This window comes from Mycobacterium sp. B14F4 (assembly GCF_039871645.1).
Lineage (GTDB): Bacteria > Actinomycetota > Actinomycetes > Mycobacteriales > Mycobacteriaceae > Mycobacterium.
In genome coordinates this window covers 1-15,192 of the sequence record NZ_JBDPMF010000002.1, presented here as the reverse complement: position 1 = coordinate 15,192, position 15,192 = coordinate 1, and the positions used below count along the sequence as shown (strand labels likewise).

General features: G+C 70.2%; 13 protein-coding genes. 10 read left to right on the top strand and 3 right to left on the bottom strand.

Annotation, left to right across the window (positions count from 1 at the left end):
- The first annotated feature begins 43 nt into the window (after nucleotides 1-43).
- Genes ABGB19_RS05120 through ABGB19_RS05110 form a run of 3 tightly spaced genes read left to right on the top strand, consistent with a single transcriptional unit; the run spans nucleotide 44 to nucleotide 2,408 of the window.
- Nucleotides 44-1,444 carry an acyl-CoA synthetase gene (locus ABGB19_RS05120; protein WP_347684787.1) on the top strand — a complete coding sequence of 467 codons (1,401 nt, stop codon included), beginning with the start codon at nucleotides 44-46 and terminating at the stop codon, nucleotides 1,442-1,444.
- Entirely contained in the window at nucleotides 1,441-1,791 is a 351-nt protein-coding gene (locus tag ABGB19_RS05115) for a VOC family protein (protein ID WP_347684785.1), read from the top strand. The genes ABGB19_RS05120 and ABGB19_RS05115 overlap by 4 nt, the downstream gene beginning before the upstream one ends.
- A 59-nt stretch (nucleotides 1,792-1,850) precedes the next feature.
- On the top strand, nucleotides 1,851-2,408 hold the full coding sequence (locus ABGB19_RS05110) for a M15 family metallopeptidase (RefSeq protein WP_347684783.1): 558 nt from the start codon (nucleotides 1,851-1,853) through the stop codon (nucleotides 2,406-2,408).
- Nucleotides 2,409-2,497: 89 nt separating this feature from the next.
- On the opposite strand, the gene dapD is transcribed toward ABGB19_RS05110, so the two are convergent.
- Nucleotides 2,498-3,478 carry a 2,3,4,5-tetrahydropyridine-2,6-dicarboxylate N-succinyltransferase gene (gene dapD / locus ABGB19_RS05105; protein ID WP_347685626.1) on the bottom strand — a complete coding sequence of 327 codons (981 nt, stop codon included), beginning with the start codon at nucleotides 3,476-3,478 and terminating at the stop codon, nucleotides 2,498-2,500.
- Between dapD and dapE the strand changes: the two genes are divergently transcribed.
- From dapE to ABGB19_RS05085, 4 genes are all read left to right on the top strand, one after another.
- Nucleotides 3,467-4,531: a succinyl-diaminopimelate desuccinylase gene (gene dapE, locus ABGB19_RS05100; RefSeq protein ID WP_347684781.1), complete on the top strand. Its 1,065-nt coding sequence runs from the start codon at nucleotides 3,467-3,469 to the stop codon at nucleotides 4,529-4,531. The two genes, dapD and dapE, sit on opposite strands and share 12 nt — an antisense overlap.
- 93 nt (nucleotides 4,532-4,624) lie before the next feature.
- Nucleotides 4,625-6,259 carry an ABC-F family ATP-binding cassette domain-containing protein gene (locus ABGB19_RS05095; protein WP_347684779.1) on the top strand — a complete coding sequence of 545 codons (1,635 nt, stop codon included), beginning with the start codon at nucleotides 4,625-4,627 and terminating at the stop codon, nucleotides 6,257-6,259.
- Nucleotides 6,260-6,301: 42 nt separating this feature from the next.
- A complete protein-coding gene (locus ABGB19_RS05090) occupies nucleotides 6,302-7,423 on the top strand; it encodes a hypothetical protein (RefSeq protein WP_347684777.1) in 1,122 nt (373 codons plus the stop codon).
- Between the two features lie 18 nt (nucleotides 7,424-7,441).
- A complete protein-coding gene (locus tag ABGB19_RS05085; protein WP_347684775.1) occupies nucleotides 7,442-8,131 on the top strand; it encodes a hypothetical protein in 690 nt (229 codons plus the stop codon).
- Nucleotides 8,132-8,156: 25 nt separating this feature from the next.
- Here ABGB19_RS05085 and ABGB19_RS05080 read toward each other — a convergent pair whose 3' ends face one another.
- Both ABGB19_RS05080 and ABGB19_RS05075 read right to left on the bottom strand, forming a co-directional pair.
- Nucleotides 8,157-8,957: an ESX-1 secretion-associated protein gene (locus ABGB19_RS05080; protein WP_347684773.1), complete on the bottom strand. Its 801-nt coding sequence runs from the start codon at nucleotides 8,955-8,957 to the stop codon at nucleotides 8,157-8,159.
- A gap of 68 nt (nucleotides 8,958-9,025) precedes the next feature.
- Nucleotides 9,026-11,110: an ATP-binding protein gene (locus ABGB19_RS05075; RefSeq protein WP_347684771.1), complete on the bottom strand. Its 2,085-nt coding sequence runs from the start codon at nucleotides 11,108-11,110 to the stop codon at nucleotides 9,026-9,028.
- Nucleotides 11,111-11,138: 28 nt separating this feature from the next.
- Here ABGB19_RS05075 and ABGB19_RS05070 point away from each other — a divergent pair, with 28 nt between their 5' ends.
- The 3 genes from ABGB19_RS05070 to ABGB19_RS05060 all read left to right on the top strand — a co-directional run.
- Complete coding sequence (locus tag ABGB19_RS05070; protein ID WP_347684769.1) at nucleotides 11,139-11,699, top strand: TIGR00730 family Rossman fold protein; 561 nt, start codon at nucleotides 11,139-11,141, stop codon at nucleotides 11,697-11,699.
- A 46-nt stretch (nucleotides 11,700-11,745) separates the two neighbouring features.
- Nucleotides 11,746-13,557: a long-chain-acyl-CoA synthetase FadD6 gene (gene fadD6 / locus ABGB19_RS05065; RefSeq protein ID WP_347684767.1), complete on the top strand. Its 1,812-nt coding sequence runs from the start codon at nucleotides 11,746-11,748 to the stop codon at nucleotides 13,555-13,557.
- Nucleotides 13,558-13,672: 115 nt separating this feature from the next.
- The coding region (locus ABGB19_RS05060) for a transposase (RefSeq protein WP_347684765.1) at nucleotides 13,673-15,192 on the top strand (1,520 nt) is incomplete at its 3' end.

The following is a 15,192-nucleotide window of genomic DNA, read 5'->3' as shown; positions in this document are numbered from 1 at the left end:
GCGCCCAGTATCGCCGAGCCGGATGTGGGTAATCTCGCTGGTTATGCTGCTGGCTTCGCTGAACCCCGCCGCGGTCGCCGGCGGCGCCGACATCGCCGACGCGGTCCGCATCGACGGCGCGACGTTGAGCCGCAGCGATCTCGTCGGCGCCGCGACGTCGGTCGCCGAACGCGTGGCCGGGGCACACCGGGTCGCGGTGCTGGCCACCCCGACCGCGACGACCGTGCTCGCGGTGACGGGCTGCCTGATCGCCGGGGTGCCGGTGGTGCCGGTGCCCGCGGATGTCGGCGCCGCAGAGCGCAGGCACATCCTGACCGACTCCCGGGCGCAGGCCTGGCTCGGGGACAAGCCCGACGACACCGGCGGCCTGCAGCACGTGCCGGTACGACTGCACGCCCGCTCGTGGCACCGCTACGCCGAGCCACCCGCCGAGTCGACCGCCCTGATCATCTACACCTCCGGCACCACCGGGCCGCCGAAGGGCGTTGTGGTGAGCCGGCGCGCGATCGCCGCCGACATCGACGCCCTCGCCGAGGCTTGGCAGTGGACACCCGACGACACCCTGGTGCACGGCCTGCCGCTGTATCACGTGCACGGCCTGGTGCTCGGGCTGCTGGGATCGCTGCGGGTGGGAAACCGCTTCGTGCACACCGGAAAACCGACGCCGGAGGCCTACGCGGCGGCCGGCGGGTCGCTGTACTTCGGGGTGCCGACGGTGTGGTCGAGGGTGGTCGACGACCGGACGGCCGCGTCGGCGCTGGCGCAGGCCCGGCTGCTGGTGTCGGGCAGCGCGGCGCTGCCGGTGCCGGTGTTCGACAGGCTGGCCGAACTGACCGGGCACCCGCCGATCGAGCGATACGGCTCGACGGAGTCGCTGATCACGATCAGCACGCGCGCCGACGGTGAGCGCCGACCCGGTTGGGTGGGGCTGCCCCTGCGCGGCATCGAGACCCGGCTGGTCGGCGAGGACGGCGGCGACGTGCCGCACGACGGCGAGACCATCGGACGCGTGCAGATCCAGGGGGCCACGCTGTTCGACGGGTACCTCAACCGGCCGGACGCGACCGCCGAGGCGTTCGACGCCGACGGCTGGTACCGCACCGGTGACGTCGCGGTGATCGACGGCGACGGTATGCACCGGATCGTCGGCAGGGAGTCCGTCGACCTGATCAAGACCGGCGGGTTCCGGGTCGGCGCGGGCGAGATCGAGACGGCGCTGCTGGGCCATCCCGGGGTGCGCGAAGTTGCCGTGGTCGGCGTCGCCGACGACGATCTGGGGCAGCGCATCGTCGCGTTCGTGGTCGGCGATGCCGATCCGGATGCGCTGATCGAGTATGTGGCACAGGAACTCTCGGTGCACAAACGGCCGCGCGAGGTGAGGCTGGTGGATGGGCTGCCGCGTAACGCCATGGGCAAGGTGCTGAAGAAGGAGTTGGCGCGATGAGCCTCAAGTTCGACGAGATCTGCGTCGATGCGCACGACGCCACCAGGCTGGGAAGTTGGTGGTCCAGCGTGCTCGGCTGGCCACACAGCGTCGACGACGACGGCGACGTGGTGCTCGAAGCACCGCCCGGGGCGGGGCCGAATTGGCTGTTCCTCGCGGTGCCCGACGACAAGATCGTCAAGAACCGCATCCACTTCGACTTCCGGCCCGACGATCAGGCCGCCGAGGTCGAGCGCGTGATCGGTCTGGGCGCGCGGCGCGTCGACATCGGCCAGGGCGACGAAAGCTGGGTGGTGCTCGCCGATCCGGAGGGCAACGAATTCTGCATCCTGGCCGCCGAAGATTGACCCGCCATCTGTCGCGAGCGTGCGTGTTCGCACACGACACGCCGCGGAAATTCAGCATCTTGTGCACGCTCGCCGCGCTGTCGGCGTGCGCATTTGTCGCGTGTGGTGCGAGCGGATCCCCACCGCCGCCGAGCCCCGCCGTCGGCCAGGAGCCGCTGCGCATCGGGCCGGCTGCGCAGGACACCGTCGGCGGCTGGCTGCCCGAGGGGCGCACGCTCAGCCCGTTCGACGTGGACCATCCCATCGTGGAGTGGCTCGACCCTGCGCTGCTCACGGCCGTGCAGGATGCTGCCCGTCGCGCCGAGGCCGAGGGCATCGAGATGCGCATCACGTCCGGATGGCGGTCGACGGGTTTCCAGGAGCGGCTGTTCGCCGACGGCGTGAAGACCTACGGAAGCGTGCAAGCGGCAAGGGAATTCGTCGCCACACCGGAGAGGTCGAAACACGTCACCGGACAAGCTGTGGACATCGCGCCGGTCGAAGCCGACAAGTGGCTGATCGCCAACGGCGCGAAGTTCGGCCTGTGCCAGATCTACGCCAACGAGATCTGGCACTTCGAACTGGCTGCCGCGGACGGGCGGTGTCCGCCGTTGAAGCCGAACGCCGCGGCTGGTTGAGCACGCCGGCGCTTCGCGAGCGTGCGCAAAGTGAGGAAACCGCCGCGGCGTGTCGTCTGCAAACCACGCACGCTCGCGACAACGCCAACTCAGTTCTGGTGCAGCGCCTCGTTCAGCGTGATGCCCGTGCCGTCGCGCTTGACCACCTCGACGGCTCCGGACAGCGAATTGCGCCGGAACAGCAGGTTGTTCGCCCCCGACAGCTCGCGCGCCTTGACCGTCTGGCCGTCCGCGGTCTGCACCTTGGTGCCCGCGGTGACGTACAGACCGGCCTCGACCACGCAGTCGTCGCCCAGCGAGATGCCCAGTCCCGCATTGGCGCCCAGCAGGCAGCGCTTGCCCACCGAGATCACTTCCGTGCCGCCGCCCGACAGCGTGCCCATGATCGACGCGCCGCCGCCGAGATCGGACCCGTCGCCGACGACGACGCCCGCCGAGATGCGGCCCTCCACCATCGAGCTGCCCAGGGTGCCCGCGTTGAAGTTGACGAAGCCCTCGTGCATGACGGTGGTACCCGACGCGAGGTGCGCTCCGAGTCGCACCCGGTCCGCGTCGGCCACCCGTACGCCGGAGGGCAGCACGTAGTCGACCATGCGCGGGAACTTGTCGACGCCGTAGACCGTCACCGGGCCGCGCTTGCGCAGCCGCGCCCGCACCGTCTCGAAGCCGTCCACCGAGCACGGCCCGCGGTTGGTCCAGACGACGTTGGTCAGCACGCCGAAGAAGCCGTCGGCGTTGAGGCCGTGCGGCGCCACCAGCCGATGCGACAGCAGGTGCAGCCGCAGATAGGCGTCATACGCGTCGGTGGCCTTGTCATCGAGCGAGGAGATCACCGTCCGGACCGCCACCACATCGACGCCGCGGTCCTCGTCGCGCCCGGTCAGCACGCCCAGCTCCTCGGGTACCTCGGCCACCGACAGCCGGACCGTGCCCGTCGGGCCGTCCGCGCCGAGTTCAGGCGCCGGGAACCAGGTGTCGAGGACCGATCCGTCGGCGGCGATCGTCGCCAGCCCTATACCTACAGCAGAAGTCACGCGGCTAAGACTAACGTCGGCCGGGTGGGCCTCGATTTGCACGGTGATCCGATCGCACTGACCGCTGCGCTGGTGGACATCCCCAGCGAGTCGCGCCAGGAGAAGCGCATCGCCGATGAGGTCGAAGCCGCGCTGCGCGGGCAGACCGCTCTCGAGGTGATCCGCAACGCCGACGCCGTGCTGGCCAGGACCAACCTCGGTCTGCCGTCGCGAGTGCTGCTCGCCGGCCACCTCGACACGGTGCCCGCCGCCGACAACCTGCCGAGCCGGCTCGTCGATGGCGAACTGCACGGCTGCGGCACGTCGGACATGAAATCCGGCGACGCGGTGTTCCTGCATCTGGCCGCCACCGTCGCCGAGCCCAGGCACGACATCACGCTGGTGATGTACGACTGCGAGGAGATCGAGGCGTCCGCCAACGGCCTCGGCCGCATCGAGCGGGAACTGCCCGACTGGTTGCAGGCCGACGTCGCGATCCTCGGCGAGCCGTCCGGCGGCTACATCGAGGCCGGCTGCCAGGGCACCCTTCGCGTCGTGGTCAGCGCATCGGGCACCCGCGCCCACTCGGCGCGGTCCTGGTTGGGCGACAACGCGATTCACAAGCTCGGTGCGGTACTGGACCGGCTGTCGTCGTATCAGGCCCGCAGCGTGGACATCGACGGCTGCACCTACCGCGAGGGGCTCTCGGCCGTGCGCATCGACGGCGGCATCGCCGGCAACGTCATCCCCGACGCAGCGTCGGCGACAATCAACTTCCGGTTCGCCCCGGACCGCAGCGTCGATGACGCACTGCAGCACGTACGCGAGGTGCTCGACGGCCTCGACGTGGACATCGAACTGACCGACGCGGCGGCCGGCGCCATGCCGGGATTGACCAGGCCCGCCGCCGCCGCGCTGGTGAAGGCCGCCGATGGGCAGGTGCGGGCCAAGTACGGCTGGACCGACGTCTCCCGATTCGCCGCGCTCGGGATTCCGGCGGTCAACTACGGCCCCGGCGACCCGAACCTCGCCCATCGCGCGGACGAACGCGTCGAGGTGATGGCCATCACCGCGGCGACGGAGACGCTGCGGCGGTACTTAACCGCTTGACGCGGTCCCTACGCTGAAGGCATGTGAGTCGATGACGCCGCCGGTGTTTCACCGGATCGAGCCCATCCGCGTATCCACGAAGAGATCCCTCACATGTCTTCTGTTGTCTGTTCGCACGTGTCGTTCGCCTGGCCCGACGGCACCCCGCTGTTCGCCGGCCTGTCCTTGTCCGTCGGCGACGGTCGCACCGGCCTCGTCGCTTCCAACGGAGCCGGAAAGAGCGCGCTGCTCAAGCTGATCGCCGGTGAGCTCGCCCCGACGGCCGGTTCGATCACCGTCGACGGCACGCTCGGATACCTGCCGCAGTCGCTGCCGTTCGTCGCCGAGAAGACCGTGTCGGAGCTCCTCGGCATCGCACCCGTCGTCGAGGCGCTCGACGCGCTGGCCGACGGCCACTCCGATGACGCCGTGTTCACCGCGATCGGCGACGACTGGGACGTCGAAGAACGTGCGCGCGCGCAACTCGACCGGCTCGGGCTCGACCATGTCGCGCTGACCCGGCGGCTCGGCTCGTTGTCCGGCGGCGAGGTCGTCACCATCGGGTTGGCCGGCCAACTGTTGCGCCGGCCCGGCGTCCTGCTGCTCGACGAGCCGACCAACAACCTCGGCGCCGACGCGCGCCACCGGCTCGACGCCGCCTTAGACGAGTTCACCGGCTGCCTGCTGCTGGTCAGCCACGACCGGGTGCTGCTGGACCGGATGGACCGGATCGCCGAGCTGCGCAACGGCGAAATCCATTACTACGGAGGCAATTACACCTCCTTTACCACTGCGGTCGACGAGGCGCGACAGGCCGCCGAAAACGCCGTCCGCAATGCCGAACAGCGGCTCAAACGCGAGAAGCGCGACAGACAACTGGCCCGCGAACGCGCCGCGCGGCGATCGGCCACGGCGGCCCGCACCGTCAAGGACGCCGGGCTGCCGAGGATCGTCGCGGGCGCGATGAAGCGCCGCGCGCAGCAGTCCGCCGGGCGCCTCGACGACGTCAGCGCCGCCCGTGTCGACGATGCCAGGGCGCGTCTCGACGAGGCGGAGCGAATGCTGCGCGACGACGACACCCTCGCGCTCGACCTACCCCATACCGACGTGCCCGCCGGGCGAAACATCTTGACGCTGAGCAACATCCGTGTCAGCCGCGGCCGACGAGTCCTGCTCGGCGACGTCGCCCTCTCCGTGCGCGGCCCCGAGCGCATCGCGCTGACCGGCCCCAACGGCGCGGGCAAGTCGACCCTGCTGCGCATCATCGGCGGTGGGCTGCGACCCGACGCCGGTACCGTTGCGCGGGCCGACGGGCGGGTGGCCTACCTGTCGCAGCGCCTGGACCTCCTGGATCCGCAGCGCACCGTGGCCGAATGTCTGGCGGCCTTTGCCCCCAGCCTGACCGCAACGCGACGCATGCACCTGCTGGCCCGGTTCCTGTTTCGCGGCAGCCGAATTCACCTACCCGTCAGTGCCCTCTCCGGCGGCGAGCGGTTGCGCGCGACGCTGGCCTGTGTGCTCTACGCCGAACCGGCACCCCACCTCCTGCTGCTCGACGAACCGACCAACAATCTCGATCTGGTCAGCGTCGGCCAACTGCAGTCGGCTTTGACCGCCTACCGCGGCGCCCTCATCGTGGTCAGCCACGACGAACGGTTCCTCGACGAGCTCGGGATCGATCGGTGGCTCCGGCTGTCCGGCGGATACCTGCAGGAATCAGCGCATCAGCAGCCACCGGGGACCCGGTAAATTCGGTAGCTGGACCGTGTCACCCAGGAAGGGGGTCGGGTCATGGCAATCGAGCCGGACTCCAGCCCGTACGGTGGGCAGACCGTGACCGGCCCGGGCTGGCCGAACGTCGACGAAGAGGCCCTTGCCGCCGCGGCGGCGTCCTACGAACAACTCGCCGCCAAGATCAGCGGCACGGTGGTGCCGCAGCAGCAGGGTCAGCTGATGAAGCTGTCCGACGTCTGGCACGGCGCAGGTGCGCTGGCTGCAGGTGGTGAGGCCAGCACGATCATCGGCGGCCACGAGGCCAACGCCGCCCAGGCCGCCGCCATCGCGGCCAAGCTGCGCGCCATGGAGGTCACCGTCGCCAAGACCAAGATGTTGGCCAACACCATCGCCCAGGAAGTCCAGCACGAGTGCGAGGCGCTCGCGGCGATGCCGTTCAGCAACGTCCAGGAGCTGGTGCAGAGCCGAATCAAGATGGGGCTCTCGCAGAACATCGCGAACGTGACCGCGAATACCACCGAGCTGGCCAATACGCTCGGCGTGCCGCCCAGCGTCCCCTTCATGGGTGCCCCGCCGGTCCCGGGTGCGAAGGAAGCGCAGGACAGCGGGGAAGAGGCCGCCAAACAAACCTCGCAGGGTCCCGACCAGGCAATGCAGATGATGAGCCAGATGGGCTCCATGGCCGCGCAGCTGCCGATGCAGATCGGCCAGTCGCTGATGCAGTTGCCTCAGCAGATGGGCCAGCAGCTGCAGCAGCTGTCCCAGCCGTTGCAGCAGCTGACGTCGATGTTCGGCCAGGGTGGCAAGGCGGACTCGCTGGGCGCCGCCGGTCTGCCGTTCTCCTCGTTCTCCAACCATCCGGCGGCGGGCGGCTCGGGCGCGGGCGGTGGCTCGGGGATGGTGCGGGCCGCGTCGCTGCCCGGGTCCGGCGGGGCCCCGCTGCAGACGCCGCAGATGGCCAACCTGGTCGGCAGCAAGGCGGTCAGCACCGCGCCTGCCGAGGGCGCGACGGCCGGGTCGGCCGGTGGGGTGGCTCCGGTCGCCGCAGGCGCGGGTATGGGCGGGATGGCGCCGATGATGGGGCAGCGCGGGGCCAGCGGCGGCACCGCACCGGGCCTTGCCGTGCCAGCGCCGCTGGAATACGACCTGGCCGAAGACGACGTGGACGACGACTGGTGACGGTAGGGGAGATGGTCGATGTCCGGTGAGTTGCGCAAGCCCGAAGGCATCAGCTGGAACGCGGCATCGGTCGAATTGCCCGAGGTGCCAATGCTTCCCGCGGGGCCGGACGCGATGAGCTCCACCATCGCGGCGGTGCTGCCCACGCTGGCCGCCCAGCTGACCACCAACGTCGCGGCGCTGTCGGCCAAGGAGAACACCTTCTCCGGCAAGCTGGGCGCCGCGCAGGCGGCGTACCAGAATTCCGACGACGCCGGCTCGCAGTCGGTGGGACAGGTCGTCGGGATGCTCGGCCAGCTCGGCCAGCAGGCGGGACAGATGGGTCAGCAGGCCGGCGCGCCGATGCAGGCGCTCGGCGGGCAGACCGGGATGTTCGGCTCGATGATGCAGCAGGCGATGCAGGGCGCTGCGGGCGCGGGCGGGCAGTCCCCGGGCGGGCAGGGGACCCCGCCGGCCGGCGGGGCCGCGCCTGCGACGGCGGGTGCGCCGGGTCAACAACCGCGCGACGACGCTCAACTACGGGCCGAGCCGCCCGATCAGGTCCGCCAGCCCGAACAAGGCGAGTCGGAGCGGGACGACAGCGAGGAGCGCCGGCCCCTGCAACGGGCCGACGAACGAACCGCGTCCGGCGCTGCGGGCTCCGGCGCACCGGTGACACCGCCGGCTCAGCCGCGCCACGGCGACGAGGACGTCGCCCGCAACCTGTAACCGCGCGTTATCGCATCCGCCGCGATCAGCCGACCTGGGGACGCGTCTGCGCCGGCTGCGGTCGCGCGGGCGCGGCGGGTTGATCGGGCGTCCGGCCGCCGGCTGCCCCGCCGGCGGCTGCCCCGCCGGCGTCGGGCCGCTCCTCCGGCGCCGGTTCGGCGATGCGGCTGTTCGGCTCGGTCGACGCCGCGTCGTCGTCTGCCCGTTCCCTGGTGCGGTCCGATGCGCCCTTTCCGGTCGACGCCGCCTTGTCGGTGTCCGCGCCGCCCTGGACGGCCTGCATGATCTGCTGCGGAACCTGTTGCAGCCCTTGCGCGATGCCCGCGAGCGGCTGCGCCACCATGCCGGCCAGCTGGCCGACCTGTTGTCCGACCTGGCCGAGCATCTGCCCGACCATCCCGGCGCCGGCCGCCCCCGCCCCGGGCCCGGCCGCGGTCGACGGACTCATGGCCGGGGCGCTCACGCCGCCGGCGGACCCAACCGCGCCGCCGGATCCCGGCGCATCGCCCTGTTGCAGGACCTCGGCCGCCGCGCGCAGCTTCTCGGCGCTCTGCGTGTCGCCCTGCTCGTACATCCGAGCCGCCTTCTGCAGCAACTCGGAGATGGTGGTGCCCGAGGTCGCGGTGGTCTCCATGGCGCCCTGGCGGGTGCCGAGCGCGGTTGTCAGCGCGGTGCTCACCGCCGCCGCGATCGGACCGTGACTGGACTGCACGCCTGCCGACGCGGGTGCTGCGGCGCCGATCACCTGCGACAGGCGCGTCGCGACCCGGTCGTGCACTGTGGCGGAGGACCGCACCCCGTCGGTCTGCACGAACAGCTGGCTCATGTGCACCTCCTCCGGCTGCTACGCCTAGAAATTCTAGGTCCGCCGGCGCACCCGGCCGCGCACCAGTTTCAGCGGCCGTCCCCGCCCTGGGCCGCGGCGTCGGCGGCCGCACCGTGCCAGCCGACGGCGGCGTAACGTTCGGCGACCGCCGCCAGCGCGGGCGCGTCGCGGCCGGCCAACGCGCGACCGTGCTCCAAGGCCAATCGGCCCATTACGCACTCACATTCGGCGCCCAACCGGGCGACGGCGTCGACCGCTCGCGTATCGCCGAGCCGGACACCCTCGAGCAGCGCCCGCAGGGCGACCGCGGTCTGGCCGCCCCGCTCGGCGCTGCGCACCGCCTCGCGGGCCGCGTCGATCGCGCCGTGCACGTCGCGACGCGCCCATGACGTCCACGCCCGAGCCAGCGCCAGCTCCGGAGCAAAGAGCATCGACTTCAACCCGTGCCGGGACTCCGCTCGCGCCAACGCTTTTCCGGCGTCCACCGTCGCGCCCTGCTGCCCGAGCGCCTGGGCCAGCAGCATCCAGGCCAGCGGGCCCCACGAATATCCCGTCGGCGCCAGCGCCGCGGCCGCGTGGCGCAGCAGCCGCACCGCCGCGTCGAGCCGCCCCTTGGCGATCAGCACATCGGCCACCAACACCTCACCGATCGCACGGCCGGGTTGCTGTAGCTGCGCGAAATCGGTGAGTCGCTGGGCCAGCGCCTGGGCCCGGTCCAGTTCACCGGCCGCTACCAACGCCGTCGTCTGGCCGAATCCGCTTGTGAAACGCAACAATCCGGGGGCGACGATCGCCCGCTCGGCCAGCGCGTCGACGTCGGCGAAGCGTCCCATCCGCGCCGAGCTCAGCGCCGCGGCCGCGGCGGCCCAGCCGATCGCGGTGTCGTCGGCGGACGGCGACGCCAGCACCTCATCGGCGATCTGCCTCGCGCGCCGCGGATTGCCCGCGTTCATCGCGAACGTCGCCGACAGTGCGTCGAGCGTCGTCTGCGCGGTCGGTGAGGACACCCGGTTGCGGGTCGCGCGCAGGAACGCGGTCGCCCGCTCCGGCTCGGACAGCATCCAGAACTGGTTGGCCGCCCGGGGCAGCGCCCACGCCATCAACTCGGTCTCGGTCAGCGCGGCGGGGTCCACCGCGTCGAGCACCGCGTCGGCCTCGCGGCCACGGCCCTGCCAGGCCAGCGCGTACGCCAACGCCAACCGCGCCTGCAGTGCGGGCGCGCGCTGCACTGCCGCCCTGCCCAGCCGCTCGCTGAGCGCCAAGTCGCCCAGCCGCAGTGCCTCCTCGGCGGCGGACACCTGATCGGCGGGGGGCTGCGGGCTGTCGCTGTCGAGGGCGAGCACCGCCAGCCGCAGCCGCGAAACCACCCCGCGTGCCGGCCGGGCGGTGAGCAGGTCGACGAGTTCGCCGCGTAGCCGGCGCAGGTCGGGTCCGCCGAGCGCGTCGCGGACCGCGTCGACGAACAGCGGGTGGGCCGGACGCACCCACGCGCCGTCCAGCACCACCGCGCCCGACGCCTGCGCCTCGTCGACGGCCTCCCGGCCGGCGAGGGCCTCCATCTCGTCGAGCGCCAGCGGATCGTCGGCCGCCAGGCACTCGAGCACCCGGTGTGCCCTGGCGGGCAGTGCCGCAACGAAGTCGTCGATGACCGTGGCCAGCCTGCTGTCGTCGTGACCGGCCGGCTCCAGATCGATGCGCTCCAGCAGGCCGTCGTCCCACAGCGCCGAAACCTCCTGTGCGACAGCGCCGTTCGCGGTCAGTGTCACGATCAGCGACACCGTGCCGCTGACCGCCAATTGGTAGACCAGCACAGCGGACAGTCTGTCGAGCAGGTGTGCGTCGTCCACGACCAGCAGCCGCCCGTCGCCCAGCGACTCCCGCGCCGAACGCAACACCTCCGCGGTCTTTCCGGTGTCGGGCACGTCGATCAGGTGGCTCACCGCGGCGAACGGGACCGCGGCCGTCGACGCGGTGGCGGTGATGACGTCGACGCGGCCGAACCCCGCGCCGAACCGCTCGACGGCCGTGCGCGCCAGCGTCGTCTTACCCACCCCGGCCGCACCGAGCACCACCGCCCCGGCGCGATCCCGCAGGCTCGTTTCGATCGACGAGAGTGCCGGCTCAAGCGGCGAGACGACCCACTCAATCGGCACCGCCGGAGTCTATGGCTAGGTTGTGGTCGTGTCCGGCGAAACCGACCGCCAGTGGGCGGTGTGTGTCTACTGCGCGTCGGGGCCGACGCATCCCGACCTCCTCGCGCTCGCCGAACGGGTGGGCGTCGCGATCGCCGAGCGCGGCTGGAGCCTGGTGTCCGGCGGCGGCAACGTCTCGGCGATGGGCGCGCTGGCGACCGCGGCCAGAGACCGCGGCGGCCACACCATCGGCGTCATCCCCAAGGCCCTGGTGCACCGGGAGGTCGCCGACGTCGACGCCGACGAACTCGTCGTCACCGACACGATGCGGGAGCGCAAGCAGGTCATGGAGGACCGCGCCGACGCGTTCATCGCGCTTCCCGGCGGCATCGGAACCCTCGAGGAGTTCTTCGAAGCCTGGACAGCGGGGTATTTGGGTATGCATGACAAGCCGGTGGTGATGCTCGACCCGATCGGGCACTACGACGGCTTGCTGGCCTGGTTGCACGGGCTGGTCGGCAGCGGTTACGTCGCCCAGCGTGCGCTGGACCGGCTGGTCGTCGTGGGTGACGTCGAGGCGGCAATGGCGGCGTGCGCGCCGGACCGGTGACTGCGGTCACTATGGTGTTGCGACAAACGAACAGCGGAGGGGACAGATGACCGAAGACAAACCGGGTACCCGCAGCAGCGTCGGGCTGCTGGACATCGCGGCTCAGGTACCGGGCCTGATCATGGATGTGCCGACCATATTGCGCGGGGTGATCACCGGCTTCGGGGCACGTCCGTCGGGAAAGACGTCGATCGGCAAGGTGTTCCAGGAGCGCGCCGAACGTCACGCCGACAAGGTGTTCATCAAGTTCGAAGACCGGCAGCTCACCTACCGCGAGGCCAATGAGACGGTCAACCGCTATGCCGCGGTGCTCGCCGCCCGCGGCGTCGGCCACGGTGACGTCGTCGGCATCATGCTGCCCAACTCGCCCGAGTCGGTGCTGCTCATGCTGGCCACGGTCAAGTGCGGCGCCATCTCGGGAATGCTCAACCACCATCAGCGCGGCGACGTGCTTTCCCACAGCCTCGGGCTGCTGTCGGCCAAGGTCGTCATCGCCGATCCCGACTTCGTCGACCCGATCAAGGAGTGCGGTGCGGACACCGACGGATTGGTGACCCTCGACGAGTTCCACCGGCTGGCCGAGACCGCGCCGACCGAGAACCCGCCGAGCGCCAGCGCCGTGCTCGCGAAGGACAAGGCGTTCTACATCTTCACCTCGGGCACCACCGGCATGCCGAAGGCCAGCGTGATGACGCACTACCGGTGGCTGCGGGCGCTGGCCGGCTTCGGCGGGATGGGCATGCGCCTGTCCAGCAGCGACACACTGTACTGCTGCCTGCCCCTGTACCACAACAACGCGCTGACGGTGGCACTGTCGTCGGTGCTGAACTCGGGAGCGACGCTGGCGCTGGGCAAGTCGTTCTCGGCGTCGAAGTTCTGGGACGACGTGATCCGCCACGAGGCGACCGCGTTCGTCTACATCGGCGAGATCTGCGCCTACCTGCTCAACCAGCCCGCCAAGGACACCGACCGCAAGCACCGGGTGAGGGTGATCGGCGGTAACGGCCTGCGCCCGGCGATCTGGGACGACTTCACCGAACGCTTCGGCATCGACCGGGTCTGCGAGTTCTATGCGGCCAGCGAGGGCAACACCGCGTTCGTCAACTTCTTCAACCTCGACAAGACCACAGGTATCTGCCCGACGCCGGTGGCATTCGTCCAGTACGACCCCGACAGCGGCGACCCGGTGCGCGACGAGAACGGCCGCGTCAGGAAGGTCCCCAACGGGGAACCGGGTCTGCTGCTGTCGAAGGTCAGCAACTTCCAGCCCTTCGACGGTTACACCGACCAGAAGGAGTCGGAGAAGAAGCTGGTGCGCGACGCCTTCAAGGAGGGCGATGTCTGGTTCAACACCGGCGACTTGATGCGCTCGCAGGGCTTCGGCCACGCCGCGTTCGCCGACCGCCTCGGCGACACCTTCCGGTGGAAGGGCGAGAACGTCGCGACCACCGAGGTCGAGGCGGCGATCTCCACCGACCCGCAGGTCGAGGAGGCGACGGTGTTCGGCGTCGAGGTCGAGGGCGCCGGCGGACGGGCGGGCATGGCCGCGATCGAACTCAAGGAGGGCCAGGAGTTCGACGGCAAGGCGCTGGCCAAGGCCGCCTACGACAAGCTGCCCGGGTACGCGGTGCCGCTGTTCGTGCGCGTGGTCAAGGAGTTGGCGCACACCTCGACGTTCAAGAGCCAGAAGGTCGACCTGCGCAAGGAGGGCTACGGCGGCAGCAGCGGCGAGGGCGACGAGGACGCCGGGGCGATCGAGGACCCGATCTACGTGCTGTCCGGCCGCGACGAGGGCTATGTCGAGTACTACGACGAGTACCCCAAAGAGGTCGCCGAGGGCAAGAAGCCCAAGAACTAGCGGCTTGGGCGTGAAAACGTGCGCTGAGTGGCTGTTGCGAAATGCCGGTGGAGGTCCTTTGTCTTAGCGGGTGATCGCGAAACGATGGGGTATGGCTCGTTCGTATCGTCCGCTGGTGCGTGATCAGGAGTTTCTGTTGCCGTCGAACATGGCGGACTGGCTGGCCGGTGATCATCTGGTGTGGTTTGTCCTCGATGTGGTCGAGCAACTGGATACCTCGGCGTTGCACGCGGCCCGCCGCACCGGTGGTGTGGGGCGGGCCGGCTATGACCCGGACATGTTGTTGGCGTTGATGATTTACGCCTATGCGACAGGACAGCGGTCGTCGCGGCGCATCGAACAATCGTGCGCCGATCATGTCGCCTATCGGGTGTTGTGTGCTCAGGACCCACCGGATCACACCACGATCGCGCGCTTCCGTGCAGCTCATGACGAGGTGTTCACCGATGTGTTCGCCCAGGTGCTGCGCTTGTGCGCGCAAGCCGGGTTGGTGCAGGTCGGGAGCATCTCCATCGATGGCACCAAGATCGCGGCCAACGCCTCGAAATCAGCCAACCGTTCCCAGCAGTGGGTGGCTGAGCAAGCCCGCCGTATCGCCGAGCAGGCAGTCCAGGACGCCGCGCAAGTCGATGCCGAAGAGGACGCCGCCGAAGCCGCCGCCGGGCCTGCCAAACGCTCGCCGGCCGGGCTGGGCACTCGGGCGGGGCGGGCGGCAGCAATCAAGAAGGCGATGGAGGAGATCGCGCGTCAAGACGCCGCGCATGCCGAGGCCGATGCTGGCGACGCAGCCCGTCAAGAGCAGTACCTGCAGCGCATCGAGGCCGGCGAGAACGTGCCGAACCGACCGCCGGCGGGGGTCGATCAGGTCCGCCTGTGTCAGGCCCGGATCGCCCGCGAACAGCAGCGTCTGGCCCCGCTGCTCCACGTGCGTGGGACCGCGCAAGCCCAGCAGCGCGCGGCTATTCGCAGGGCCATCAGAAAGGCAGAAGCCGGGCTGCAGCGTGCCCAGCAGGAGCAGACAGCGGGGGTCGTCGACCGGCGGGGTTCAGCAGCGCGCAGTCGCGCCCGTGACCAGGCTCGGCGCGGTCCGGCGAACGGGCCGGTGGTCAACCTGACCGACCCCGAGGCGCGGTTGATGGTCGAAGGCTCTGGCGGCGGGTCGGTCCAGGGCTACAACAGCCAGATCGTGTGCTCCGATGACCACCTCGTGATCGGGGTGCACGTATCCCAAGACGCCAACGATGTGCATTGCTGGACACCAGCTTTGGCAGCGGCGACCTCCCAGATGGACGCTCTGGAAAAGACGATCGAATTGGTGTTGGCCGACAACGGCTACTTCACCGAGGACAACCTCACCAGCCCCGGACCCCAACGACTCATCGCTCCCGGCAGCGGCCGAGACGTTCACCACGACGCCAAACACCGGCCCACTGAAGGCCCGCCACCGCCCAATCTGTCAGCCACTGAAGCGATGCGCCACACAATGCGCGATCCCGACCAAACACAGCTGAAGTACCCCAGGTTTTGTTCCGATCCCTATAGGAGGATTGGAAGAATGCCCCGTCAGTATTCGCCGGAGTTTCGGCAGCGTGCGTTGCGGTTGTTGGAGACCACGATGGAGGCCTCAGATATCTC

What these genes read in the sequence shown, in the direction of transcription:
- ABGB19_RS05120 (WP_347684787.1), top strand. Translation starts at nt 44, where the DNA reads ATGCTGCTGGCTTCGCTGAACCCCGCCGCGGTCGCCGGCGGCGCCGAC.
- ABGB19_RS05115 (WP_347684785.1), top strand. Translation starts at nt 1,441, where the DNA reads ATGAGCCTCAAGTTCGACGAGATCTGCGTCGATGCGCACGACGCCACC.
- ABGB19_RS05095 (WP_347684779.1), top strand. Translation starts at nt 4,625, where the DNA reads ATGTCTTCTGTTGTCTGTTCGCACGTGTCGTTCGCCTGGCCCGACGGC.
- ABGB19_RS05090 (WP_347684777.1), top strand. Translation starts at nt 6,302, where the DNA reads ATGGCAATCGAGCCGGACTCCAGCCCGTACGGTGGGCAGACCGTGACC.
- ABGB19_RS05085 (WP_347684775.1), top strand. Translation starts at nt 7,442, where the DNA reads ATGTCCGGTGAGTTGCGCAAGCCCGAAGGCATCAGCTGGAACGCGGCA.
- ABGB19_RS05080 (WP_347684773.1), bottom strand. Translation starts at nt 8,957, where the DNA reads ATGAGCCAGCTGTTCGTGCAGACCGACGGGGTGCGGTCCTCCGCCACA.
- fadD6 (WP_347684767.1), top strand. Translation starts at nt 11,746, where the DNA reads ATGACCGAAGACAAACCGGGTACCCGCAGCAGCGTCGGGCTGCTGGAC.